This is a genomic window from Nocardia sp. FDAARGOS_372 (genome assembly GCF_002554515.1).
Taxonomy (GTDB): domain Bacteria; phylum Actinomycetota; class Actinomycetes; order Mycobacteriales; family Mycobacteriaceae; genus Nocardia; species Nocardia farcinica.
Genome location: NZ_PDDW01000001.1, coordinates 3,153,330 through 3,177,964, shown reverse-complemented (window position 1 = coordinate 3,177,964; position 24,635 = coordinate 3,153,330). Strand labels below are relative to the sequence as shown.

Annotated in this window: 23 protein-coding genes; 14 read left to right on the top strand and 9 right to left on the bottom strand. The window is 70.9% G+C overall.

Going from position 1 to position 24,635, the window contains the following annotated elements; translation table 11 throughout:
* The first annotated feature begins 301 nt into the window (after positions 1-301).
* Complete coding sequence (locus tag CRM89_RS15330) at positions 302-1,516, top strand: TerC family protein (protein ID WP_011210909.1); 1,215 nt, start codon at positions 302-304, stop codon at positions 1,514-1,516.
* 147 nt (positions 1,517-1,663) lie between these two features.
* Here the strand turns inward: CRM89_RS15330 and CRM89_RS15325 are convergent, their stop codons facing one another.
* A complete protein-coding gene (locus tag CRM89_RS15325; RefSeq protein WP_011210901.1) occupies positions 1,664-2,599 on the bottom strand; it encodes an AraC family transcriptional regulator in 936 nt (311 codons plus the stop codon).
* Positions 2,600-2,771: 172 nt separating this feature from the next.
* On the opposite strand from CRM89_RS15325, the gene CRM89_RS15320 reads away from it, so the two are divergent.
* The 7 genes from CRM89_RS15320 to CRM89_RS15290 all read left to right on the top strand — a co-directional run bounded on the left by CRM89_RS15320 (position 2,772) and on the right by CRM89_RS15290 (position 10,534).
* On the top strand, positions 2,772-3,323 hold the full coding sequence (locus CRM89_RS15320; RefSeq protein WP_098084572.1) for a flavin reductase family protein: 552 nt from the start codon (positions 2,772-2,774) through the stop codon (positions 3,321-3,323).
* A 30-nt stretch (positions 3,324-3,353) separates the two neighbouring features.
* Positions 3,354-4,973 carry a 4-hydroxyphenylacetate 3-hydroxylase family protein gene (locus CRM89_RS15315; protein ID WP_011210899.1) on the top strand — a complete coding sequence of 540 codons (1,620 nt, stop codon included), beginning with the start codon at positions 3,354-3,356 and terminating at the stop codon, positions 4,971-4,973.
* 101 nt (positions 4,974-5,074) lie between these two features.
* Positions 5,075-6,148, top strand: a complete 1,074-nt coding sequence (locus tag CRM89_RS15310; protein ID WP_098084569.1) for a maleylacetate reductase — start codon at positions 5,075-5,077, stop codon at positions 6,146-6,148.
* Positions 6,149-6,257: 109 nt separating this feature from the next.
* Positions 6,258-7,166 (top strand): ABC transporter ATP-binding protein, encoded by a 909-nt coding sequence (locus tag CRM89_RS15305; protein WP_216641973.1) that lies wholly within the window; start codon positions 6,258-6,260, stop codon positions 7,164-7,166.
* Entirely contained in the window at positions 7,163-8,356 is a 1,194-nt protein-coding gene (locus CRM89_RS15300; protein ID WP_098084564.1) for an ABC transporter permease, read from the top strand. The genes CRM89_RS15305 and CRM89_RS15300 overlap by 4 nt, the downstream gene beginning before the upstream one ends.
* Positions 8,357-8,470: 114 nt before the next feature.
* Positions 8,471-9,028, top strand: coding sequence for a type 1 glutamine amidotransferase domain-containing protein (locus tag CRM89_RS15295; RefSeq protein ID WP_098084561.1), 558 nt, complete (start codon positions 8,471-8,473; stop codon positions 9,026-9,028).
* An 87-nt stretch (positions 9,029-9,115) separates the two neighbouring features.
* The gene (locus CRM89_RS15290) at positions 9,116-10,534 is read left to right on the top strand and encodes a cytochrome P450 (RefSeq protein ID WP_098084559.1); all 1,419 of its coding nucleotides are present in this window, start codon (positions 9,116-9,118) and stop codon (positions 10,532-10,534) included.
* Positions 10,535-10,555: 21 nt separating this feature from the next.
* Here CRM89_RS15290 and CRM89_RS15285 read toward each other — a convergent pair whose 3' ends face one another.
* Positions 10,556-11,161: a TetR family transcriptional regulator gene (locus CRM89_RS15285; RefSeq protein WP_098084556.1), complete on the bottom strand. Its 606-nt coding sequence runs from the start codon at positions 11,159-11,161 to the stop codon at positions 10,556-10,558.
* A gap of 114 nt (positions 11,162-11,275) precedes the next feature.
* On the opposite strand from CRM89_RS15285, the gene CRM89_RS15280 reads away from it, so the two are divergent.
* The gene (locus CRM89_RS15280; protein ID WP_098084554.1) at positions 11,276-12,172 is read left to right on the top strand and encodes an SDR family oxidoreductase; all 897 of its coding nucleotides are present in this window, start codon (positions 11,276-11,278) and stop codon (positions 12,170-12,172) included.
* A gap of 252 nt (positions 12,173-12,424) precedes the next feature.
* Here the strand turns inward: CRM89_RS15280 and CRM89_RS15275 are convergent, their stop codons facing one another.
* Positions 12,425-12,943: a hypothetical protein gene (locus CRM89_RS15275; RefSeq protein ID WP_098084551.1), complete on the bottom strand. Its 519-nt coding sequence runs from the start codon at positions 12,941-12,943 to the stop codon at positions 12,425-12,427.
* A gap of 239 nt (positions 12,944-13,182) precedes the next feature.
* Positions 13,183-13,824 (bottom strand): TetR/AcrR family transcriptional regulator, encoded by a 642-nt coding sequence (locus CRM89_RS15270; RefSeq protein ID WP_098084549.1) that lies wholly within the window; start codon positions 13,822-13,824, stop codon positions 13,183-13,185.
* Between the two features lie 112 nt (positions 13,825-13,936).
* Between CRM89_RS15270 and CRM89_RS15265 the strand changes: the two genes are divergently transcribed.
* The 4 genes from CRM89_RS15265 to CRM89_RS15250 all read left to right on the top strand — a co-directional run bounded on the left by CRM89_RS15265 (position 13,937) and on the right by CRM89_RS15250 (position 17,463).
* Entirely contained in the window at positions 13,937-14,818 is an 882-nt protein-coding gene (locus CRM89_RS15265) for an oxygenase MpaB family protein (protein ID WP_098084548.1), read from the top strand.
* Positions 14,819-14,894: 76 nt separating this feature from the next.
* Positions 14,895-15,191 (top strand): DUF6285 domain-containing protein, encoded by a 297-nt coding sequence (locus CRM89_RS15260; protein WP_098084547.1) that lies wholly within the window; start codon positions 14,895-14,897, stop codon positions 15,189-15,191.
* Positions 15,188-16,192, top strand: coding sequence for a phosphotransferase family protein (locus CRM89_RS15255; protein WP_098084546.1), 1,005 nt, complete (start codon positions 15,188-15,190; stop codon positions 16,190-16,192). Before CRM89_RS15260 ends, CRM89_RS15255 begins: the two co-directional genes overlap by 4 nt.
* A gap of 8 nt (positions 16,193-16,200) precedes the next feature.
* Complete coding sequence (locus tag CRM89_RS15250; RefSeq protein ID WP_011210886.1) at positions 16,201-17,463, top strand: acyl-CoA dehydrogenase family protein; 1,263 nt, start codon at positions 16,201-16,203, stop codon at positions 17,461-17,463.
* On the opposite strand, the gene CRM89_RS15245 is transcribed toward CRM89_RS15250, so the two are convergent.
* From CRM89_RS15245 to CRM89_RS15235, 3 genes are all read right to left on the bottom strand, one after another.
* The gene (locus CRM89_RS15245) at positions 17,450-18,070 is read right to left on the bottom strand and encodes a DUF4334 domain-containing protein (RefSeq protein ID WP_098084543.1); all 621 of its coding nucleotides are present in this window, start codon (positions 18,068-18,070) and stop codon (positions 17,450-17,452) included. The two genes, CRM89_RS15250 and CRM89_RS15245, sit on opposite strands and share 14 nt — an antisense overlap.
* A 66-nt stretch (positions 18,071-18,136) precedes the next feature.
* Positions 18,137-19,882, bottom strand: a complete 1,746-nt coding sequence (locus CRM89_RS15240) for a GMC family oxidoreductase (RefSeq protein ID WP_060594742.1) — start codon at positions 19,880-19,882, stop codon at positions 18,137-18,139.
* Positions 19,883-19,905: 23 nt separating this feature from the next.
* Complete coding sequence (locus CRM89_RS15235) at positions 19,906-21,363, bottom strand: NAD(P)/FAD-dependent oxidoreductase (RefSeq protein WP_098087003.1); 1,458 nt, start codon at positions 21,361-21,363, stop codon at positions 19,906-19,908.
* An 82-nt stretch (positions 21,364-21,445) separates the two neighbouring features.
* On the opposite strand from CRM89_RS15235, the gene CRM89_RS15230 reads away from it, so the two are divergent.
* Positions 21,446-22,501, top strand: a complete 1,056-nt coding sequence (locus CRM89_RS15230) for an AraC family transcriptional regulator (RefSeq protein WP_060594743.1) — start codon at positions 21,446-21,448, stop codon at positions 22,499-22,501.
* Here CRM89_RS15230 and CRM89_RS15225 read toward each other — a convergent pair.
* Together CRM89_RS15225 and CRM89_RS15220 are read right to left on the bottom strand one after the other, a co-directional pair.
* Positions 22,461-23,339: an SDR family oxidoreductase gene (locus CRM89_RS15225; RefSeq protein ID WP_050768145.1), complete on the bottom strand. Its 879-nt coding sequence runs from the start codon at positions 23,337-23,339 to the stop codon at positions 22,461-22,463. The genes CRM89_RS15230 and CRM89_RS15225 overlap by 41 nt on opposite strands.
* An 81-nt stretch (positions 23,340-23,420) precedes the next feature.
* Entirely contained in the window at positions 23,421-24,578 is a 1,158-nt protein-coding gene (locus tag CRM89_RS15220; RefSeq protein ID WP_060594744.1) for an AI-2E family transporter, read from the bottom strand.
* Positions 24,579-24,635 lie beyond the last annotated feature (57 nt).

The window sequence follows — 24,635 nt, the reverse complement described above, 5'->3', positions numbered from 1 at the left end:
CGTTGATAGCCGAAATAATCAGCCGATAAGTCTCAAAACGCGGAGCGGGTCCGCGACGGCCGGGAACCAGGGGTGCGATCACCGCGCGTCCCGGTCGGTCGAGTCGCCACCGCCGCGCGGCAACCCGCGCTCCGGTGCGACCGAGCCCACCCCGGTCCGGCCGGGTGCCCGCACCGGTTCGGCGGTCCGAGGTCGTTAGCCTGGGGAGATCGGCTGCGAACCGGAGGACACGCATGAGCATCGACGGTGATTCGGTGAGGCGGGAGGATGCGGTGGGGCGGCAGGTAGCGGCGGGGCGGGCATGAGCGTCTCGGCGCCGGTGTGGGCGGCCACCCTCGTGCTGATCGTGGCGTTGATCGGCTACGACTACTTCTTCCACGTCCGCAAGGCGCACACCCCGACGTTGCGCGAGGCGGCGGTGTGGTCGGCGCTCTACATCGGCATCGCGGTGCTGTTCGGCCTGGCGGTGCTGGTCTTCGGCGGCAGCGCCATGGGGGTGGAGTACTTCGCGGGCTACATCACCGAGAAGGCGCTCTCGGTGGACAACCTGTTCGTCTTCCTGATCATCATGACCAGCTTCGCGGTGCCGCGCGCCGACCAGCAGAAGGTGCTGCTGTTCGGGATCGTGTTCTCCATCTTCGCCCGCACCGCGCTGATCCTGGTCGGCGCGACCCTGATCAACCGGTTCGCCTGGGTGTTCTATCTCTTCGGCCTCATCCTGCTGCTGACCGCGGGCAACATGCTCCGGCCCGAGGGACAGGACAGCCATTCCGGCGACAACATCGTGGTGCGCCTGGCCCGCCGGTTCCTGCGCACCAGCCCGCATTACGACGGCGACAAGCTGTTCACCGTGGAGAACGGCCGCCGCGTGCTGACCCCCATGCTGCTGGTGATGGTCGCGATCGGCGGCACCGACATCCTGTTCGCGCTCGACTCCATCCCCGCGATCTTCGGCCTCACCCAGAGCACCTACATCGTGTTCACCGCCACGGTGTTCTCCCTGCTCGGCCTGCGCCAGCTCTACTTCCTGCTCGACGGCCTGCTCGACCGCCTGATCTATCTCAGCTACGGTCTCGCCGCGATCCTCGGATTCATCGGCGTGAAACTGATCCTGCACGCACTGCACGAGAACAACGTGCCGTTCGTCAACGAGGGCGAACCGGTGCCCGTCGTGGAGATCTCGACGGGCCTGTCGCTGAGCGTGATCGTCGGCGTGCTGATCCTCACCGTCGTCGCCTCGCTCGTCAGCCCCGCCGGTAAGGCGCAGACCGCGGTGAACAACGCGCGCCGCTTCGCCCTCCAGTACCTGAGCACCACCTACGAGACCGACCTGGACCGGCGGGAAGTGTTGTACGCCAAGGTGGTCCGGGAAGCGGCCAACATCCGCCTGCTGCCCGAGAAATACCGGCGGCGCATCCGCGAGGAACGCGAACTGCTCGAACTGCTCGACGACGCAAAGCAGGTGCACGAGGAGCGCGTGGCCGCCGCCGCGCAGGGGCGCACGCCCGAGCGGTGAGCTGCCCGGTCACATCCGACCGCCGCGCGTCGTCCTCCCGGTGCAGTTCCCGGAGCCCGCGGGTGCCGATATTCCTTGCGGTTCCCCTTCGGCCGGGCACGCACGTGCTGCTCGGACACGGCCATCGCCTCCGGAGTCGCGCTGGCGTCAGCCGCGGAGGGTTGCCGACGGCGGCTCGCCGTACTTGCGTCGATAGGCGGCCGCGAAGCGGCCGGTGTGGGTGAAGCCCCATTTCAGGGCGATATCGGTGACGCCGGTGAGCTCGCGCGGGTTCAGCAGTTCGGCCCGTACCCGCTCCAGTCGCACGTCGGCGACGAACTCGCGTGGCGTCATCCCGACGTACTCCCGGAATCCCTCCTGCAGCCGCCGGATGCTCACGCCCGCGATCTCGGCGAGGTCGGCGGGGGTCCAGGCGCGCGCCGGATCGGCGTGCACCGCGTCGGTGACCCGGGTGACGATGCGCGGTCGGACCGGCCGCGCGTCGAGATCGGGCACCGCGGCCAGCACCAGCGCGCTGGTGAGCATTCCCGAGAGCTGTTCGGCCACCACGGGATTGCGCCACAGCGCACCGCCGCAGCCGGCTTCGTGGTAGGCGGCGCGGACCATCCGTAACCAGTCCGCGCCCGCGGCCTCGCGGACCTGGAACTGCGCGGGCAGCCGCACATCCGGCCTGCGTAGCAGGCGGGCGATCTCGCGGTGCAGGTAGTCCCGGTCGATCTTGACGCCGACGATCGAGCAGCTGCTCGTCCACCGGGTGATGACGGTCGGGGTGTCGGGGGGATTGACCGTGGCCAGTCCGGGGGTGGAGACCACCGAGGCGGCCGGGTTGCGGGATTCGAGCAGGCCGCCGACGGGGATGTTGACGGCGTAGGCGCCGGGATGCTCGGAGGATACCGAGACGTCGGCTCCCCAGCCGATCTCCGCGATGCGCAGCGGGCCGAAGTCGACGTTGTCGACGGTCAGCCCGTCGGCGCGGCTGCCGCGCCGCAGCGGGGTGAGCACGTGGGGGAAGTAGGCGCGCGACACCGCCGCGCAGGCATCGTCCCAGTCCTGCGGCGGGTGCTGTGCGGTTGTGGATTGCATGGCCTGCCACCTCCTCGTGGCTACTCTCCCGGCGCCTCGAAACGGCGTGGGCCAGGGGAAACAGATCGGTCGCGCGGAGCGGATCGGCATCGCGCTGCGCGGATTTCCGGGCCTGCCGGACCGTCCTAGTGTTCTACACCACATTCCGCCGATCCGAAAGGAGGGATCACCCATGGACGCACGCGAGCTGCGTGGCATCTTCGGCCGGTTCGCCAGCGGCGTCACCGTCGTGACCTGCCGAAACGCCGCCGGGGAACCGCATGGGGCGACGGTCACCGCGTTCACCGCGGTGTCGCTGGAGCCCCGGCTGTGCCAGGTCACCATGACCCGCACCGCGAAGGCCTGCCGATTCCTCACCGGGGCGCCCTTCGCGGTCAACATCCTGGCCGCCGACCAGGTCGACCTGGCCATGCACTTCGCGGGCCGTCCGACGGTGCCGGGGCCGCGCTGGGCCGACGGGCCGCTGGCGCCGGTCCTGCCGGGGTGCGCGGCCACGTTGTCGTGCCTGCCCTGGCGCGAATACGACGGCGGCGACCACATGATCTTCCTCGGCGAGATCGTCGACGCCGACTGCACCGGCAAGGATCCGCTGCTCTACTACCGCAGCGCTTTCCACGACCTCGGCCCCACCTGCGCAGGCAATGCCTGGCTCGGCTCGATGGACGACCCACACACCGGCTGGTTCGGCGCCGACGCGGTGCTCGCGGCGCAGCCGCTGGGCTGACAGCTTTCCCCTCACACCGAAGGAGTTCTGATGACCACCGTGGAAACCCGGGACGGCGGCCTGTCCGTCGATCCGAGCGTCGCGAATCCCGCCGCCGACCATCCGGCCAACAACCGGAAGAATTTCGCTTCCCGCCCGATGACCGGTGCGGAGTACATCGAGTCGTTGCGGGACGGGCGCGAGATCTGGCTGCACGGCGAGCGCGTCGCCGACGTCACCACGCATCCGGCGTTCCGCAACCCGATCCGGATGACCGCGCGCCTGTACGATTCGCTGCATTCGGGCCCGCACACCGACGTGGTGACCGCGCCCACCGACACCGGCAACGGCGGCGTCACCATGCCGTTCTTCAAGACCCCCACGAGCGCCGCCGACCTGGTGCGCGAACGCGACGCCATCGCCGCCTGGGCGCGGATGACCTACGGCTGGATGGGCCGCTCGCCCGACTACAAGGCCAGTTTCCTGGGCACGCTGCACGCCAACAAGGAGCTGTACGCGCCGTTCCAGGACAACGCCGAGCGGTGGTACCGGGAGTCGCAGGAGAAGGTCCTGTACTGGAACCACGCGATCATCAACCCACCGGTGGACCGGCAGCTGCCGCCCGACGAGGTGGGCGATGTGTTCATGAAGGTGGAGAAGGAGACCGACGCCGGGCTGATCGTGTCCGGGGCGAAGGTGGTGGCCACCGGCTCGGCCATCACCAACTACAACTTCATCGCCCACTACGGCCTGCCGATCAAGAAGAAGGAATTCGCTCTGATCTGCACGGTGCCGATGGATGCGCCCGGGGTGAAACTGATCTGCCGCTCCTCCTACACCCAGCACGCGGCGGTGATGGGCAGCCCGTTCGACTACCCGCTGTCGAGCCGGATGGACGAGAACGACACCATTTTCGTCTTCGACAAGGTGCTGGTGCCGTGGGAGAACGTCTTCATGTACGGGGACGTGGACAAGATCAACGCCTTCTTCCCACAGTCGGGGTTCCTGCCGCGGTTCACCTTCCAGGGCTGCACCCGCCTGGCGGTCAAGCTCGACTTCATCGCCGGGCTGCTGCTCAAGGCCCTCGACGCCACCGGCGCCGGCGGGTTCCGCGGCGTGCAGACCCGGGTCGGCGAGGTGATCGGCTGGCGCAACCTGTTCTGGACGCTCACCGACGCGATGGCCAACAACCCCGAACCGTGGATCGGCGACACCGTGATCCCGCGCCTCGAATACGGGCTCACCTACCGGATGTTCATGATCCAGGGCTATCCGCGGATCAAGGAGATCATCGAGCAGGACGTGGCCTCGGGCCTGATCTACCTGCCGTCCTCGGCCGCCGATTTCAAGAGCCCCGAGGTGCGGCCGTATCTGGACAAGTACGTGCGCGGCTCGGACGGCATCACCGCCGTGGACCGGGTCAAGGTCATGAAGGCCCTCTGGGATTCGATCGGCTCGGAATTCGGTGGGCGCCATGAACTCTACGAGCGCAACTACTCGGGCAACCATGAGAACGTCAAGGCCGAACTGTTGTTCGCGGCGCAGAACCGCGGCGGGGTGAGCCGGATGCGCGGGCTGGCCGAGCAGTGCCTGGCCGAGTACGACCTCGACGGCTGGACGGTGCCGGACCTGATCGGCAACGAGGACGTCAGCTACTTCGGCGCCCGCTGACGGTGGTGACCGGCGGTCCGGGTCGACAACGACGTCGTCGGTGGCAACGGCGCCACCCCGGACCGCCGAGCCGAAGAACGTCGGAAACTAGGGTTGGTTCGATGAGTACCGACAGCACACCAGCGGGTTTCGTGCACGAGCAGCGCGCGGTGCGGGTGGTGTTCCGCGCCGGGTCGTGTGCGGACCTGCCGCGGGAGGTCGAGCGGCTGGGGCTGGACCGGGTCGCGGTCGTGGCCGGACGCCGATACGCGGACCGGGTGGCCGGGATGCTCGGGGCGCGGGCGGTGGTCGTGGTGGCCGATCCGCGGATGCACGTCCCCGTCGAGCAGGCGGAGGCGGTGCGGGCCCGTGCCACCGAAGCGCGCGTCGACGGGCTGGTCGCGGTGGGCGGCGGATCGGCGGTCGGGTTGGCCAAGGCGGTGGCGCTCACCCACCGGGTGCCGATCGTGGCCGTGCCGACGAGCTTCTCCGGCTCGGAGATGACCCGGGTGTGGGGAACCACCGCGGGCGGTGTGAAGCGCACCGGCCGGGATCCGGTCGTCGCGCCGCGGGTGGTGCTCTACGACCCGGAGTTGCTGGCCGGCTTCCCGACCGCGCTGGCGGTGCCCTCGGCGTTCAACGCTCTCGCGCACGCGGTGGAAGCGCGGTACGCCCCCGACCGCACGCCGGTGACCGACCTGGTGGCCGAAGCGGCGATCGGCACGATGCTCACCGCCCTGCCCGCGCTGGCCGCGGATGATCCGGCCGGGCGCGCCGGAGCGTTGCGCGGAGCCTGGATGTGCGGGATGAGCCTGGACTCGACGTCGATGTCGTTGCACCACAAGCTCGCGCATGTGATCGGCGGCGGTTTCGCACTGCCGCACGCGGAAACACACACGGTTCTGCTGCCGCACGTCCTCGGCTACAACGCGGCGGCGGCGCCGGACGCCGCCGCTGCGGTGGGCGCCGCATTGCCCGGCGGTGCCGAACCACCCGCGGCGGGCCGGGCCTTGCAGTCCTTCGCCGCGGGCCTGGGCGCCCCGACCCGCCTCGCCGATCTGGGCCTGCCCCGCGACGCCCTCGACCGAGTGGTCGACACCGTGCTCGACGCGCCGTACGCGAATCCCGCGCCCCTGGACCGCGCCGCGTTGCGCGAGCTGGTCGAACGCGCGTGGGCGGGTGCGCCGGTGCCGTGACCACCCGCCTCCCTCGCGTTCCTCGGCACATCTCACACCCCGGCCTCCCGGCCCGGACCCGGACAACCGTTAGCGTGGCGGTGATTCGACGATCGGAAGGTTGCGTGTGGTGCGGCTGGAACTCGAGGGGTTGGCGAAGCGGTTCGGCGCGGTGACGGCGCTGGCCGACGTGGGATTCGAGGTGGGTGCGAAGGAGATCTTCGGGTTCGTCGGCAGCAACGGGGCGGGCAAGTCCACGACCATGCGCATCGTGCTCGGTGTGCTCGCGCCCGACGCCGGAAAGGTCGTCTTCGACGGCGCCCCGGTCGATTTCGCGGTGCGGCAGCGGTTCGGGTACATGCCCGAGGAACGCGGTCTCTACCCGAAGATGCGCGTCGCCGAACAGTTGCGGTACCTCGCGCAACTGCACGGGCTGACGCGGCGGGACGCGGCGCGGGAGGTCGATCGCTGGTGCGAGCGGCTCGGCCTCGCCGACAAGCGCGAGCGTCGCCTCGAGGAACTGAGCCTCGGCAATCAGCAGCGCGCACAACTGGCCGCGGCGCTGGTACACCGGCCGCGGCTGCTCGTCCTCGACGAACCGTTCTCCGGCCTCGACCCGGTCGCGGTCGACGTGATGAGCGAGGTGCTGCGGGAGCAGGCCGACGCGGGCGTGCCGGTGCTGTTCTCCTCCCATCAGCTCGATCTGGTGCAGCGGTTGTGCGACCGGGTCGGCATCATCGTCGCGGGCCGGATGCGGGCGGTGGGCGGCGTCGGTGAGCTGCGCTCCCGCGGCGGCCGCCGGCTCGCGGTGTCCGCGCCCGACGCGCCCGCGGACTGGGCCGACGAGCTGCCCGGCGTCCGCGTCCTCGGACACACACCGGCCCGGCCGGGCGAACCGCCGGAAACGCTGCTCGCCCTCGACGACGACGCCGACGACCAGGCGGTGCTGGCTGCCGCGCTGCGCACCGGCCCGGTGCGCCGGTTCGCCTCCTACCGCCCGTCCCTGACCGAGCTCTACCGAGAGGTGGTCGCGGCATGACCGGGCCGGACACGTCCTACCTGCGCGCCATCGGGCTGGTGGTGCGGCGGGAATTCCTCGCCCAGGTGCGCACCAAGGCGTATCGCTGGAGCGTGCTGCTGATGAGCGCGGCCGTCGTGCTGGCGTCGGTGGTCTTCGGCATGGTCGACGACGACGGACCCGCCACCGCCGACGTCGCCGTCGTCGGCCCCGGCACCACGGCCCTGGCCGAACAGCTGCCCGTGGCCGCGCGCGCCGCCGGACTCGACGTCCGCGTCCAGACCGGCCGCGACTCGCAGGGCGCTCGCGCTGCCGTCGAGGCGGGCATGGTGGACGCGGCACTGCTGCGCACCGGCGACGGACCCGACGAGGTGCTGGTCCGCGAATCGCTCGACCCGCAGCTGGGCGCCGCCCTCACCGAGGTGGTGCGCACCGAGGCGCTGACCCGCGCGGTGGGCACCGACAGCGCGGCCGTGCTCGGCGCGCTGAGCGAGTCGGCGTTCACGGTGCGCGCGCTCGACCCGCCCGACCCGCAGCAGGGGGAGCGCGTGCGGATGGCGTGGGTGTCGTTGTTGCTGCTGCTGACCACCGTGCTCGGGTTCGGTGTGTACGTCGCGATCGGGGTGGTGGAGGAGAAGTCGACGCGGGTGGTCGAACTGCTGCTGGCCACCATCCGGCCGTCGCAGTTGTTGTGGGGCAAGGTGATCGGCATCGGTGCGTCCGCGCTGTTGCAGGTGCTGGTGATCGGCGCGGTCGCGCTCGTGGCGGGGCGGGCGACCGGGCTGATCACCCTCACCGACACGGCCGTCGCCGTGTTCGCCGCGACCCTGATCTGGTCGGTGCTCGGCTACCTGCTGTTCTCGCTGCTGTACGCGGCGGCGGGTTCCCTGGTGTCGCGGCAGGAGGAGGTGCAGGGCGTCACCGCTCCGTTGATGTTGCTGGCGATGCTGGCCTACGGCCTGAGCATCGGCGCGATCGGCGACCCCGGCGGCACCTTCGCCCGCGTCGCCGGGTGGATCCCGCCGTTCTCGGCGTTCGTCATGCCGATCCGGACGGCCGCGGGCGCCGCGACGGGGTGGGAGATCGCCGGCGCCGCGGTGGCGATGCTCCTGGCCTGTGCGCTGGTGTCCCGGATCGCCGCCCGCGTCTACACCCGCAGCGTCCTGCACACCGGCTCCCGCCTGTCGTGGCGGGCGGCCCTGCGCGGCTGAGGTCGAGTCGGCGGCGGGGTGGGCGCACCGGTGCCGAGGCCGGGCGACGTTTAGCCGTCCGCCCGTGCGGCATGCCTTCCGGTGAGAAGTTCCGCCGATGGGAAGGAGTGACCGATGGCCGAACTGGACGGTGTCCGGGTGCTGATCGTGACGTCGAACACCGGGGTCGAACGCGACGAACTGCTGGTGCCGCGCGACCGGCTGCGCGAACGCGGCGCCCGGGTGACCCACGCGGCGCCCAAACCGGAACAGGTGCAGACCTTCCAACACGATCTCGACCCGGCGCAGGCCGTGGAACCCGACAGCGCGCTCGACGGCGTCGACGCCGACGACTTCGACGTGCTGGTGGTCCCCGGCGGCACGGTCAACGCCGACAAGCTGCGCCTGGAGGACCGCGCGGTGGCGTTGGCCAAGGACTTCGCGGGCGCGGGCAAACCGATCGCCGCGATCTGCCACGGCCCGTGGCTGCTCGCCGAAGCCGACCTGGTGTCGGACAAGACGCTCACCTCGTATCCGTCGCTGCGCACCGACCTGGGCAACGCGGGCGGCCGGTGGGTGGACGAACCGGTGGTCCGCTCGACCGAGCGGGACTGGACCCTGATCACCTCCCGCAACCCCGGTGACCTGGACGACTTCGTGACCGCGATCGTGCGCGAGGTCTCGACCCGCTGACCGGGCCTGCGGTTTCGTCGGACGCGCGCCGGGTACCTGCCGGTCGTCGGCACCGGTCGGCGGCAGGCACACCCGGAAAGGAGCGGCATGAGCGGTCGGCATCCGGAAACGGTGACGCGTGATCAGGACGAGCGTTCCCCCGCGCCCGTCCCGACCAGCGCCGAGCACGGCAGGCGGCTCGACGGCACCCGCGCCGTCGCGGCGCTGACCGATCTGGGCTTCGCGGCCATCGCCGCGGGGGTGATCGCGCGCCGACGGCCGGTGATGGGCCTGCTGGAGAAGGCCCAGGCCGACAGCAGGGCGTTGCAGCGGATGCGGCAGTTGCGCCGCGAATTCGGCGCGGGCCCGGTGGAGTTGGTGGTGCCCGGCCGCCGCATCGTCGTCCTGCTCGACCCCGGCGACGTGGGACGCGTGCTCGCCGAGGCGCCGACCCCGTTCCATCCCGCCAACCGGGAGAAGCGCGCCGCGCTGCGCCAGTTCCAGCCGCACGGGGTGCTGCTGTCCAAGGGTGTGGTGCGCGAACAGCGCCGCGCGGTGAACGAGGCCGTCCTCGACACCGACGCCCCGCTGCACCGGCTCGCCGAGCCCTTCGCGGCGATCATCGCCGAGGAAGCGGCGCAGCTGATGGCGTCGGCGTTGCAGCGCGGGCACCTGGACGCCGAGCACTTCACCATCCAGTGGTGGCGGATGGTGCGCCGGTTGGTGCTCGGGGAGCGGGGCCGCGACGACAGCGCCATCACCGACGAACTGTGGCGGCTGCGGTCGGCCGCCAACTGGTCGTTCCTGGCGCCGCCGCATCGCAGGCGCCGCGAGGTCTTCACCGAACAGCTCTACCGCTACGTGGAGCGGCCGGACCCGAACAGCCTGGCCGGGGCGGTGGCCGCGGTGCAGACCGGCGGCGCGGTGGACCCGGTGGGCCAGATCCCGCACTGGCTGTTCGCCTTCGACGCCGCGGGCATGGCGGCGCAGCGCGCGCTGGCGGTGCTGGCCACCCACCCCGACCAGCAGGCCGCCGCCACCGCCGACGCGGCCGACCCGCACCAGGTGCACCTGCGCCCCTACCTGCGCGCCTGCGTGCTCGAATCGGTGCGGCTGTGGCCGACCACCTCGACCATCCTGCGCGACATCACCGAGCCGACGCAGTGGCGCGCGGGTGCCGATGCCTTCACCATCGCCCCCGGCGCCGCCCTGCTCATCCTGGTGCCCGCCTTCCACCGCGACGCCGACCTGCTGCCCTTCGCCGACCGGTTCGCCCCGGAGATCTGGCTCGACGGACAGGCCGCGCAGTATCCGCAACTGGTGCCGTTCAGCGCCGGACCCGCCGAATGCCCGGGCCGCAACCTGGTGCTGTTCACCACCAGCACCCTGCTCGCCCACCTGCTCGCCGCCGCGGAATTCCGGCTGCGCTCCGGCCACCGCATGTCACCCCAGTCGCCACTCCCGCTGACCCTCAACAACTTCGGCCTGGACTTCGACGTCACGCGTTTGCCGAACGTGGCGAGCTGACGCGTCCGTCGGGTGGCTCCCTCAGCCTCGGACCGGGGAACCGGTCTCGACGGTCGACCCGGTGTGGGTCAACTCCGCGATGACCGCGAGCCCGTCGCGCTGCAATTCCACCAGGTCGCGGGTTTCCCCCGGCGCGATCCACCGCGCGAATGCGGTGCCGAAGACGGAGACAGCCAGCTCGCCGGCCAGCCGAGCCGCCATCGGTGCGCTCCCGCGCGCGACGAACGCCGACGTCAGCGCACGGGAGAGCTTGGCCATCTTGAGCAGTTCGCGCTCCTGCAACTGCTCGTTCGCGGTGATGACGGCGTCGCGTGCCCGGGCGTAGTCCCGCCCCCGCCGATCCTGTAACTCGCGCCCGCCGGCCTCGAGCGCCGCGGCGAGCAGCCGGCTCAGCGGCGCGTTCGCGGGCGCGGTCGTTACCGCGGTGGTGAAGACCTGCTCGAGCTGTTCTTCGCCGGCGAACAGCACTTCGCGCTTGTCGGCGAAGTACCGGTAGAACGTCCGTTCGGTCACGCCGGCCCGGCGGGCGATCTCGGCGACGGTCGTCGCGTCGAACCCGTTCTCGGCGAACAGTTCGAGCGCGGCTTGCCGGAGCCGCTCCGACGCCCCTGGTGCCCAACGTGCCATGCCCGCATCCTAGCCGGACGCGATCCTCTGATGACAGCTTCTGACATCGGTGCTACCGTCGGTGATGTCAGCATCTGACATCACTTGTGTCCTGCGTCTGCGAAAGAGGTCACCGTGCACGTTTTCGTCACCGGAGCATCCGGATTCATCGGCCGCGCCGTCGTCGCCGAACTGCTCGCGAGCGGCCACGAGGTGACGGGTCTGGCCCGTTCCCCGGAATCGGCGTCCGTCGTCACCGGTCTCGGCGCGCGGGTCCATCGCGGCCACCTCGACGACCTCGACTCGATCCGCGCGGGCGCGCGGGCCGCCGACGGGGTGATACACCTCGCGAACAAACACGACTGGGCCGACATCGACGGTTCCAACCGCGCCGAGCGGGCCGCCGTCGCGACCATCGCCGACGCGCTCGTCGGTTCCGATCGTCCGTTCGTGCTCGCCTCCGGTCTCGCGTTACCGGCACTGGGACGCGCGGCGACCGAACGCGACATCAATCCCGCGGTCGGCCCGGACGCCCCGCGTGGGGGTTCGGAGAACCTCGCCCTCGGCTACGCCGAGAACGGTGTACGCGTCGTCTCGGTGCGCTTCGCGCCGACCGTGCACGGCGAAGGCGACCACGGCTTCGTCGCCGTCGTCGCCCGGACGGCCCGGGAGCGCGGCGCCGCCGTCTACCCCGGCGAGGGCCGGAACCGATGGGCTGCCGTGCATCGGCTCGACGCCGCGCGACTGGTCCGGCTCGGCCTGGAGAAGGCGACCGCGGGCACGATCCTGCACGCGGTGGCCGAGGAAGGGGTGCCGGTCCGGCGGATCGTCGAGGCGCTCGCCGAACGCCTCGCGGTGCCCGCGACGTCGGTCACCGCGGCGGAACTCGCCGCGCAGATCCCGTTCATCGGCGGCGTCCTTGGCGCCGACATGGCAGCCGACAGCACCATCACGCGCGAGCTGCTCGACTGGCGCCCCGCCGGACCCACCCTCCTCGAAGACATCGCCGCCGGCCACTACGACCAGCCCTGATTCATCCCGCTGACCCGCTCAGTCGGTATTGGATCGTGCCTGTGCGGGGCGGCCTGCGGGATGATGCTACGCTGCCGCCTCCGGCCGCTGACCCGCTCAGGCGGTATTGGATTTCGCCTGTGCGGGGGCGGCCTGCGGGGTGATGCTGCGCTGCCGCCTCCGGCCGCTGACCCGCTCAGGCGGTGTTGGATTCGCCTGAGCGGGGGCGGCCTGCGGGGTGATGCTGCGCTACCGCCTCCGGCCGCTGACCGCTCAGGCGTCGGCGGCGCGGAGGGCGAACCAGCCTTCGCCCGGGTCGGCGAAACCGTGGTAGACCAGCGGCACCTGCTGATCGATCGCGAAGTGCCGGTAGACGGCGAGCATCGCCTGGCGCACCGACCAGCACTGGAAGTCCTCGATGCGGCGCATGCCGATGCGATGTTCGGGCAGGGTCGCCAGCCGCAGCACCTCGGTGCGGTCGGCGACGTCGAGGCCCGGCGGTTCGGGATCGTCGATCAGGTGGTCGCGCAGCACGGCGCGGATCAGGTCGGGATCGCACGGCCGCGGCGCGAAGGGGCGGAATCGGGCGTGCCAGGCGGGTTCGGCGGTGGCCTGGGCGGCATCGATGAGCCCCACGTCCGGTTCGGGCTCCCGCGCGGCGGGTACCGGGTCCTGTTCCAGGACGTGCAGGATCGCGCCGCCGGGCATCAGGGGTTCGGGCGCCAGGAACAGCGACACCGCGGGCCGCCGTCCTTCGACCAGGGCGACTGTGGTGTTCGGGGGGTAGGACATGCGTCCTCCACGGGTGGACTCGGAAACGGTCGGCACCGCGCGGTCCGGGGGGACCACACGACTCGGCAGTGTCTGTGCGCGAACTCGGTCTGCGCGCGCTCGAGGGGCGCGTGCTGCCGGGTAGTCCTCGGCTCCGATTCTAGTCCGCTTCCGGCCGGTGGGACCGCGATCACGCGGGATCGACGCCGCCGGAGCGGACACCGCGCGGCCCGCAACGCCGCGACCGAAGTGCCGGGAGTTCAGGCAGTCGGCACGGTGTTCTGCGGGGCGGTGTCGTCCGGAAGCAGCAGCGGCACCAGGTGTTCTCCGGCGAAGGTCCGCAGGTCCGCTTCGGTGCGCAGCAGGGGCGGGGCGTCGGGGGTGAGGACCAGCGAGTGCACCAAGCGCACGATCATGCCCGCGACGGTGTGGGCGTCGCGCACGCCGCGGTCGGTGGCCAGGATCTGCTCGGCGACGAACGCGGTGGCGAGAGCGAGGATGTCGGCGGCGCCGACGGTGATGGCGGCCAGGGTCTGGTCCCGGTCGACGGCGAGGAGCTTGACCAGGATCGGGTTGGTGCGCAGCAGGGTGACGGTGACGGCGAAGCCGCGGGTCACCCGCTCGACAGGGTCGTCGACCGCGTCCAGCGCGGCCGAGATCCGGTCGAGGACGCGGGCGGTTTCGCGCAGCAGTGCCGCACGCACGATCACGTCCTTGGCGCCGATCCTGCGATAGAGGGTGGCCCGGTTGACCCCGGCCTGCCGGGCGATGTCGTCGGCGCTGACCCGGGTGATGCCGAGGTCGGCGAACAGCGTGAGCGCGGCGTCGAGGATGCGCGCATCGGTGGGGTCGCGGTCGACCTCGGCGCCCAGCAGGAGGGCGTAACTGCTCGGTTCCGACACGTCGCAGACCTTACCGGGACGGGCGGTTCACCGACCGGGGTCTGGCGCAACAGTGCGACAATCGTCTATCTTTTGTTGCATTGCATCATCCGCGCGACGAGGAGGTCTACCCGTGGGTGCTAGGAACGGCGTCGCCGTCGACACCGACATCATCGAAGCCCCGGCCCCGGCCGGCCTTCCCATCGGTCCCGGCTCGCTCACCTGGAAGTACGCGGGCGACTGGCGGAACATGCTGTTCCTCGGCCGCACCGGCATCCTGCAGAACATGCACCCGGCCGTCGGCGCCGCGCTGCAACAGCATTCGAACTTCTTCGACAATCCCTGGGACCGGTTGGTGCGTTCGGTGCCGCAGATCCAGGGCATGATCTACGACGCCGACAACGAGGCACAGGCCGGTCGCGTCCGCGATTACCACAAGCCGCTCAAGGGCGAGGATTCCCGCGGCCGGCGCTACCACGCGCTCAACCCCGACGTGTACTGGTGGACACACGCCACCTTCATCGAGTTGAGCATCGCGATCAACGAGTTCTTCGGCACCCCGCTCACCGACGCGGAGAAGGACCAGCTCATCGCCGAAGGCATCACCTGGTGGCGGATGTACGGACTCTCCGACCGGGTGCTGGTGTCGAATTACGCGGAGTTCAAAGAATATTGGGACCGCACCATCGACGAGGTGCTGGAGGCCAACGCCACCACCGACTTCGCACTGCGGCTGGACCGCACCCGGATTCCCACCGTGCCCGGTATCCCGGAGCCGGTGTGGTCGGTGATCTGGCGTCCGGTGATGGCGTTCAACCTGTGGCTGGCCAACGGGCTCATGCCCGAGCGCGCCCGCGAGATCCTCGGCATGCGGTGGGGCCGGGTGGACCAGGCGGTGTTCGGCGTGTTCTGCGCCGCGATCCGGCACACCTGGCCGCTGCTGCCCGAGCGTCTGCGCTACGCGCCCCGCGCCTACGCGGGAATCAAGCGGGTCCGTTCCGCGCAAGCACACTGAGCTGCCCGATCCACGCCCGTTGAGCACGACCGTGCCCCGTGCGATGCTGGGCGCGACAACGACGAGGGAGTCGCCTGTGCAGAACCGACCGTCGGCAGCCGAGCTGCTGGAGTCGTTGGCCGAACTGCTGGAGGACACGCTGTTGCCCGCGTTGCCGCCCGCGCTGCAACACCGGGCCAGGGTCGGCGCGAATCTGGCCAGGATCGTGCGGCGGGAGGTCGAGCTGGGCCCGCAGGCGGCCGAGCGCGAACGCGCGCTGCTGGCCGCGGTGCCCGACGGTGACGAGCACGCCCTCTGGCGGGCGCTCACCGAGGTGGTGCGTGCCGACCTGGCCATCGCCAAGCCCGGCTACGACCGGTGGGAGGGCGAATGAGCGCCGATCCGGCGGCGGGCCTGGCCGACGTACTCGCCGAGACCTTCGGCGCGCCGGTGCGGGTGCGTGATCTCGAGTTCCTGTCCGCGGGCGCGCGCAGGCGCAACGTCGCGTTCACCGCCGAGGTCGAGGGGCAGGCGCCGCGCACGCTCGTGGCCACCCTCGTCCCGGCCGCGGTGGAGATCATGTCGGTGTCGGTGGAGGCGGCGGTGCGGGAACTGGCCCGCGGCAACGGCGTTCCGGTGCCCGAGGTGGTGGCGGTCTGCGCCGATCCGGCCCGCGTCGGCGAGCCGTTCCTGATCTCGGCGCATGTCGCGGGCGAGACGGTGCCGCGCAAGGTGCTGCGCCTCATCGCCGCCGAGGGCACCGCCGACCGGGTGGCCGGGCAGTGGGGCGAGGCGATGGGCAGGCTGCACGCGGTCGATCCCGGCCGGGCGCCGGAGGCGCTGCCCGCCGCGGGCGCCGACCCGGCGGCCGACGCGCTGGCCGACGCCGAGAAGGGCGTGCGCGCGCTGCTGGCCGACCGTCCGGTGTTCGCGATGGCGCTGCGCTGGCTGGAGCGGCGGCTGCCCGCACCGCCATCGCGCACCGCGCTGCTGCACACCGACCTGCGCAACGGCAACATCGTGGTGGGGGCCGACGGCCTGCGCGCGGTGCTCGACTGGGAGGGCGTGCAGCGGTTCGGCGATCCGATGCGGGATGTGGCCTGGCCGGCGCTGCGGATGTGGCGCTTCCGCGAGGACGCCAGGGAATTCGGTGGCTTCGCCGACCGCGACACCTTCGTGCGCGGCTACGAGGCGGCGGGCGGCAGCTTCGACCTGGACCGGTTCCGGTGGTGGAAGGTGATGGGCACGCTCGCCTGGGGTGTCGGGTTGGCCGGGCAGGCCGCCGCACATCTGGACGGCACCGTCCGCGACATCGTCATGGCGGCCAGCGGGCGCCGGGTGTCGGAAATCGAATGGGATCTGCTCATGCAGATCCGGCCCGCCGCACGAGCGTAGGAGAGAGCGTGGATTTCGCACTGCCCGAGGAACTGACCGCCTACCTGGCCGAATTGGACGCCTTCATCGAGGCCGAGATCATTCCCCTGGAACAGGCCGACGACAACATCCGGTTCTTCGACCACCGCCGCGAGGACGCGCGCACCGACTGGGAGCGCGGCGGCCTGCCGACCGCGGAATGGGAAGCGCTGCTGGCCGAGTCACGCCGCCGCGCCGACGCCGCCGGACACTACCGGTACGCCTTCCCGCAGGAGTTCGGCGGTCGGGACGGCACCAACCTGGGCATGGCCGTCATCCGCGAGCACCTGGCCCGCCGCGGCCTCGGCCTGCACTGCGATCTGCAGAACGAGCACGCCATCGTCGCCAACAACGTCGGCCTGCTGTTGATGTTGGAGTACGGTTCGCCCGCACAGCGGGCGCAGTGGGTGGACGGGCTGGCCGAGGGCACCAAGTTCTTCGCCTTCGGCATCACCGAGCCCGAGCACGGGTCCGACGCCACGCACATGGAGACCACCGCCGTGCGCGACGGCGACCACTGGATCATCAACGGCACCAAGACCTGGAACACCGGCGTGCACATCGCCGACGCCGACCTGATCTTCGCCCGCACCTCCGGCCAGGCGGGTGACGGGCGCGGCATCACCGCGTTCCTGGTGCCCACCGACGCTCCCGGCTTCACCGTCGAGGAGTACCTGTGGACGTTCAACATGCCCACCGACCACGCCCGCATCAGCCTCACCGACGTGCGGGTACCCGATGCGGCGATCTTCGGCGGGGAGGGCCGCGGCCTGGCGGTGGTGCAGCACTTCTTCAACGAGAACCGCATCCGCCAGGCCGCCTCCAGCCTCGGCGCCGCGCAGTACTGCATCGACCAGGCGGTGGCCTACGCCAAGGAGCGCAAGCCCTTCGGCAAGCCGCTGGCGGCCAACCAGGCGATCCAGTTCCCGCTGGTCGAGTTGCACACCCAGTGCGAGATGCTGCGCGCGTTGATCCACAAGACCGCCTGGTCGATGGACACCTACGGCACCTTCGCCGTCTCCGAGCAGGTCTCGATGTGCAACTACTGGGCCAACCGGCTGTGCTGTGCGGCTGCCGACCAGGCGATGCAGGTGCACGGCGGGCTCGGCTACTCCCGGCACAAGCCGTTCGAACACATCTACCGCCACCATCGCCGCTACCGGATCACCGAAGGCGCCGAGGAGATCCAGATGCGCCGCGTCGCGGGCTATCTGTTCGGCTTCATGGACCGGGCGAACGTCAAGGGCGTGTGAACGCGGACGCCCACCGGTCCAGTCGCAGGGTGAAGAAGTACGGCTGCGGCGCGTCACGCTGATCCATCACGCCCAGCAGGGTGTGCTCGTCGACGCGGCGGAAGACGTCGATGATCGGCAGATGGTCGTAGACCATGGCGGCGCTCACCTTGCCCCGGTACTCCACGTGCCGCAGCCGGGCCCGGGGACGGCGGGCCCGCAGCGCGGGCGCGAGCACCGGCAGCATCGCCTTGCCACGCGCCACCAGATCGTTGGGCACCTTGCCCGCCAGCGCCAGCGGCACCTTCTTGGGGTCGACGGGGAAGACGGCGCCGTTCGGCGTCGAGAACAGCAGCGGCTGCACGGTTTCGGCGTCGTCGAACTGCTTGCCGTACCACCCGGAGGCGGCGAGCACGCCGTCGTAGGGGTGGCCGGTGCGGATCTCGCCGCCGCGCCAGCGGCCCAGGGTGATCTCCTCGACTCGCACGGTGGGCAGGGCGTCGAACAGCGTGACGGCCGTGGCCAGGCCGCCGTCGCGTTCGAGGGCGGCGAGGGCGGCGGTGGCGTCGGCGGTCGTGAGGGTGCCGCCGTCGGTGGCGGGTCCGTTCGCGGTGGGATCGGTCGGCATTTCGGCTCCTGTCGGCGGCCCGCTCGCGTCCGAGTGGGCGTGGCTGATGGTCGTGCGCCGGGTCGGTCAGGCGGGTGACCCGGCGGCGGGTTCGGATTCGGTTGCCGGGCCGGTGATCTCGACGATCGGCAACCGCAGGGCGGCGGGTGCGCTCGCCGGAACCACCGGGTTGCGCGGTGGCACCGGGGCGATCCGGCGGTAGGGCTGCCCCGGCTCGGGCCGCGGGTCGGCCTCGCCCTTGTTGGGCCACAGCGCGACCGCGCGTTCGGCCTGCGCGGTGATGGTCAGCGACGGGTTCACACCCAGGTTGGCCGAGATGGTCGAGCCGTCGATGACGTGCAGGCCGCGGTACCCGTACATCCGATGGTACGGATCGACCACGCCGGTGTCGGGGGAGTCGCCGATGACGCAGCCGCCGATGAAGTGGCCGGTCATGGGGATGTCGAACAGGGCGCTCCAGCCCGCGCCCGCGATGCCGTCGATCTTGTCGGCCACCCGGTGCGCCACCTCGTGCCCGGCCGGGATCCAGGTCGGGTTCGGTTCACCCGCACCCTGCCTGGTGGTCATCGTGCGGCCGAACAGCCCGCGCTTGGTGTAGGTGGTGATGGAGTTGTCCACCGACTGCATGACCAGCAGGCCGATCATCTGCTCCGACCAGCCGCGCGGGTTCTGCAGGTGCAGTGCGTCGCGCAGGCCGAGGCGGCGCATGGTGCGCGCCCACAGCCGCACCTTGCCGGTGCGCCCGTCCGGGTCGATCATCGCGGTGCCGATCAGGCCGATGGCGTTGCTGCCCTTGCCGTAGCGCACCGGCTCGATGTGGGTGTCGTCGTCGGGGTGGATCGAGGAGGTGATCGCGACACCCTTGGTGAAATCGGAGTCCTTGCGTCGGCTGCGCACCGAGAGCAGTTCCTCGGAGTTGGTGCGCGAGAGCTCGCCCAGGCGGGGGGAGATGTCGGGCAGCGAACCGCGGTCGCGCAGCTTGTGCAGCAGTTTCTGGGTGCCGAGGGCGGCCGCGGCGAACACCACCTGTTCGGCGGTGAAGGTCCGCCGCGCCTTGCGCACCCAGCGGCCGGTGCGCACGGTCGAGACCGTGTAGCCGCCACCGGGCCGGGGGCGCACGTCGGTCACGGTGGTCAGCGGGTGCACCGTCGCCCCGGCCTGTTCTGCGAGGTAGAGGTAGTTCTTGACCAGGGTGTTCTTGGCGTTGTGGCGGCAGCCGGTCATGCACTCGCCGCAGTGCGTGCAGGTGGCCCGCGCGGGCCCGACACCGCCGAAGAACGGGTCGGGCAGGTTCTCGCCCGGTCGCACGCCCTTGCCGCCGAACAGCACACCCACCGGGGTGCTGCGGTAGCTCTCCGCCACGCCCATCTCCTCGGCCACCTCGGCCAGCACCCGGTCGCTGGGGGTGGTGGCCGGGTTGGTCGTCACGCCCAGCATCCGTTTGGCCTGGTCGTAGTGCGGGGCGAGTTCGGCCTTCCAATCGGTGATGTGGGCCCACTGGCGGTCGCGGTAGAACTTGTCCGGCGGCTCGTAGAGGGTGTTCGCGTAGACCAGGGAGCCGCCGCCCACCCCGGCGCCCGCCATGATGAAGGTGTCCTTCAGCAGGGTCAGCCGCTGGATGCCGAAGCAGCCGAGCGCGGGCGCCCACAGGTATTTCCTGGCGTCCCAGGAGGTTTCGGCGAACTCCTCGTCGGCGAAGCGCCTGCCCGCCTCCAGCACGCCCACCCGGTAGCCCTTCTCGGTCAACCGCAGCGCGGTCACGCTGCCGCCGAAACCGGAGCCGACGACCACCACGTCGTAGTCGAACGTCATCTGATCTCCACCACTTCTCGTCGTCAGGAAACGGGCTTGCACTCGAAGTCCGCCGGGTCGAACCGGCGGGTCTGCCACCGGTAACTGGTGACGGTGCCCGGCCAGTTGTTGGTGATGCGTCCCGCGGCGTTGCGATACCAGCTCGAGCAGAAGTTCCAGGGGGTGCGGTCGAGCCGGGCCTGGAGCTTGCGGTCGAACTCGGCCGCCACCTGCGGGCGCACGTCGAGCACGTGCCCGGGGCGCCGGGCCAGGTGCGCGACGGCCTGGCGGATGTAGCGGGCCTGCGATTCGATCATGTAGACGATCGAGCCGACGCCCAGGTTGGTGTTCGGGCCGTACATCAGGAACAGATTGGGATAGCCGGGCACCGTCATGCCGCGGTACGCCCGCGCCCCATCGGCCCACTCGTCCTGCAGCTTCCGTCCACCGCGCCCGGAGATCCGCATGGGCCAGAGGAATTCGGTGCCCTTGAAGCCGGTGCCGTACACGATCGCGTCCACCTCGTGCAGCACGCCGTCGGCGGTGCGCACCCCCTCGGGGGTGATCTCGGTGATGGCGGTGGTCTCCACCGCGACGTTCGGGCGGGTCAGCGCGGGCAGGTAGTCGTTGGAGAACAGCGCCCGTTTGCAGCCGGCCGGGTAGTCCGGGGTGAGCATGGCGCGCAGCCGGGGGTCGGGTACCTGGTTCTCCAGATGGCGCAGGCCGATGTCGGTCACGAGTTTCCGGATCACCGGGACATCCACGATGCCCAGCGACAGGAACTCGCAGAACGCCCAGAACGCGAACCGCTCCGAGAGCCGGGTGATCGGCAGCAGGTCGAACGCGCGATGGTGCCAGGGCCGGTATTCGACGTCCGGCTTGGGCATGATCCAGGCCGCCGAGCGCTGGAACAGCGTCAGGTGCGCGACCTGCGGCGCGATGGCGGGCACGAACTGCACCGCGCTGGCGCCGGTGCCGATCACCGCGACCCGTTTGCCGGTCAGATCGGCCTCGTGGTCCCACTCGGCGGAGTGGAAGGCGGTGCCGCGGAAGGTCTCCACGCCGGGGATGTCCGGCAGCGCGGGCCGGGAGAGCTGGCCGACGGCGGAGATCAGCACGGCGCAGGTGTATTCGGTGCCGTCGGCGGTGCGGACGCGCCAGCGGCCGGTGGCGTCGTCGTATTCGGCGTCGGTGACCTCGCTGCGGAAGCGGATCTTCGGCAGCAGGTTGTTGTCCCGGGCGATACCGCGCAGGTAGTCCAGGATGTCGGGCTGCTGGGAGAACCGCTTGGGCCAGTCGGTGCGCGGGGCGTAGGAGTAGGAGTACAGCGGCGAGGGGATGTCGCAGCCCGCACCGGGATAGGTGTTCTCCCGCCAGACGCCGCCGACGTCCTCGGCGCGCTCCAGGATGACGAAATCGTGCACGCCGGCACGCTGGAGTTCCATCGCCATGCCGAGCCCGCCGAAGCCGGTACCGATGATGACGATCGACGGTGTGTTCATGAACACAACGCTAGGACCTGGACAAATGTCTCCGGCAAACACCTGAGGTCAACAAATCAATACTTTCGGCCATAATCGGGGGGTGAGCACCATCCACCCCGAGGTCCGTACGTGGGATTTCCCGCGCGGCGTCGCCGGGGTCGCGGTCATGGCCGAGTTCGCCGCCCGGCACGGGGTACCGGTCGAGCGGGTGCTGGCCGGCACCGGACTCGACGAGCAGGCGCTGGCCGAACCCGACCGCCAGATCCCCGCGCGCACCGAGCTGGCGGCGGTGCGCAACCTGCTGGCCGCCTTCGACGGTGAGCCCGGTCTCGGCCTGCGGGTCGGCCGGCGGTACCGGGTGAGCACCTTCGGCATCTTCGGCTACGCGTGTGTCACCAGCCCGACCCTGCGCGAGGCCATCACGCTGGCGCTGCGCTACTACCGCCTCGGCTACGCCTTCTGCACCCCGATCGTGGAGTTCCGGCCCGGGGAGGTGGTGGCCTGGATCAACCATGAACTGATCCCCGCCGACGTGCGGAACTTCCTGGTGGAACGCGACGTGGTTGCCATCCACCGGGTGATGAGCGACCTGCTCGGCGAGCGGCTGAACCTCGCCCGCGCCGAATTCGCCTGTCCCGAACCCGAACACGCCGCCCGGATGGCCTCGGTGTTCGGAGTGCGTCCGCGGTTCGGCAGCGAGCACACGCTGTTCGCGATCGACCCCGAGGTGCTGAATCGCCCTCTGCCGCAAGCCAATCAGCCGACCTGGCAGATGTGCGTGGCGCAGTGCCACGAGCTGATCCGCCGCCGCACCGCCCGCACCGGCATCGCCGCCGAGGTGCGCGAGCGGCTGCTACCCGGCAGCGGGGCGATGGGGGTGGGCACGCCACCCACCATCGACGCGGTGGCCCGCGACCTGAACATGAGCGCGCGCACCCTGCGCCGCCGCCTGGACGAGGCGGGCACCAGCTACCGCGCCCTGCTGGACGAGGTGCGCCGGGCGCTGGCCGAGGAGATGCTGACCGCCGCACCGCTGTCGGTCGACGACATCGCCATCCGGCTCGGCTACGCCGAGGCCACCCCGTTCATCCACGCGTTCAAACGCTGGACCGGACTCACGCCGGCGGCGTACCGCCGCGCGCATCACCGGCCTTGAGCGGGGTGGGCAGTCCGCACAGCCGCGCGCTCACCTCGACCAGCCGCGCGCCCAGCTCGTCGTCGGTGGCGCGCCGGCCCGGCTGCTTCGGTCTGTTGCGCTGGAAGTAGCAGCCGGTGGTGTCGGCCACCTCGGGGTCGGTGGCCAGATAGGTGAGGGCTTCGGCGCCCTGCTCCGGCGAGATCATGAAGATCCGCTTGGCGATCGCGGCCAGCGGCTTGCCGTACCAGGGCATGGTGTCCCAGATGCCGGTCGCCACGGCGCCCGGGTGGAAGGCGTTGACCGTCACGCCGGTGCCGTCGAGCCTGCGGGCCAGCTCCCGGGTGTAGAGGATCAGCGCCAGCTTGGAACGGCTGTAGGCCTTCTCGCCGGTGTAGCCGTGTTCGAAGGGCAGATCGTCCAGGTCGAGGCGGGCGCCGAAATGCAGCACCGAGGAGGTGAACACCACCCGCGCGGGGGCGCTGTCGAGCAGCAGGTCCAGCAGTAGTTCGGTGAGCAGGAACGGGCCGAGATAGTTGACGGCGAAGGTGGTCTCGACACCGTCCTCGGTGAGCGCGCGGTCGGGGAAGTGCCCGCCCGCGTTGTTGGCCAGCACGTCGAGGCGGTCGTAGCGCTGCCGGACCTGCTCGGCCAGCTCGCGGATCGCCGCCTGCGAGCCGACATCGCAGCGCAGCGTATCGACCGCGCCCGCGCCGGCCGCCCGCACCCGCTGCTCGGTGGCGGCCAGTTTCTCCGGGTTGCGACCGACGAGAATCAGATGCTCCCCCCGCGCGCCGAGCTGCTCGGCCGCCGCCGATCCGATACCCGATGTCGCCCCCGTGATCAGGATCGTCTTCATATACGCCACCGTGCCACAGCGGCGGGCGTCGCGCCGGGACGCGCCGAAATCCGCGCCTGCCGGGCTCGGCCGGGGCCCGCGTCAGTCGGTCTTCGCCGACGCCTCCGCCTGGTCCGGGGGCGGCGGTGTGGTCACCAGATCGATCTGCTCGCCGACGTAGCGCAGGATCACCGCCGCCACGGCCGCGACCGGCACCGCGAGGAACGCGCCGACGATGCCGTAGAGCGAGCCACCGGCGGTGACCGCGAGCAGCACCACCACCGCGTGCAGCTGCATGCTGCGGCTCTGCAGCACCGGTTGCAGGATGTTGCCCTCCAGCTGCTGCACCGCGATGATGATCGCCAGCACGATCAGCGCCGTGGTCACGCCGTTGGCCACCAGGGCGACCAGCACGGCGAGCGCGCCGGCCACGAACGCGCCGACGATCGGGATGAAGCCGCCGATGAAGGTCAGCACCGCCAGCACCAGCGACAACGGGACACCGAGGATCACCAGGCCCGCGCCGATCAGCACCGCGTCGATCAGGCTCACCAACGCCTGGGTGCGGATGAATCCGCCCAGGGTGACCCAGATCCGGTTGAGCACCTCCTCGAAGTGCCTGCCCGCGCCCGCCCCGGTGACGCTGTGCAGCCAGGGCAGGAACTTCGGCCCGTCCTTGATGAAGAAGAACGCCAGCACCAGCACCAGGAACAGGGTGATCAGGGCGGAGGTGGCGGTGGTGACGCCGCTGAAGACGCCGGTGGCGATCTGCTCGGCACTGGACTGCAGGCGGTTGCCGATGGTGTCGACGGCCTGGTCGAGCTGTTCGTCGCGGATGCGCAGCGGCGGGCCGCGCAACCAGTCGCGCACCTTGTTGATGCCCTCGCTGGCCTTGTCGGCCAGGTCCGGCGCCTGATCGGCGACCGAGGGCACGATCAACGCGATCACTCCGGCCAGTATGCCGAGGAACCCGAGCACCGACAGCGTCGCCGCCAGCCCGGGCCGCACCCCGTGGTTGGTCAGCCACCGCGTCGGCGGCCACAGCACGGTGGCCACCACCAGCGCCAGCGCCACCGGCAGCACGATCACCCACAGCAGCGCGATGGTCCAGCAGACCACCCACACCCCCGCCGCGACCGCGACGATGCACAGCGACCATTTGGCGAGCCAGAACAACCCCTGGCCGATGACGTCGCCCCGGTCCCGCGCTGTCCGGGCGCCCGTTCCGATCTCCTTCGTGGGCTTGCTCTCCTCGCTCACCGGCCCAGTCTTACACGACACACCGGCGCGGGCCCGCCAACGACGAGCCCCGATTGC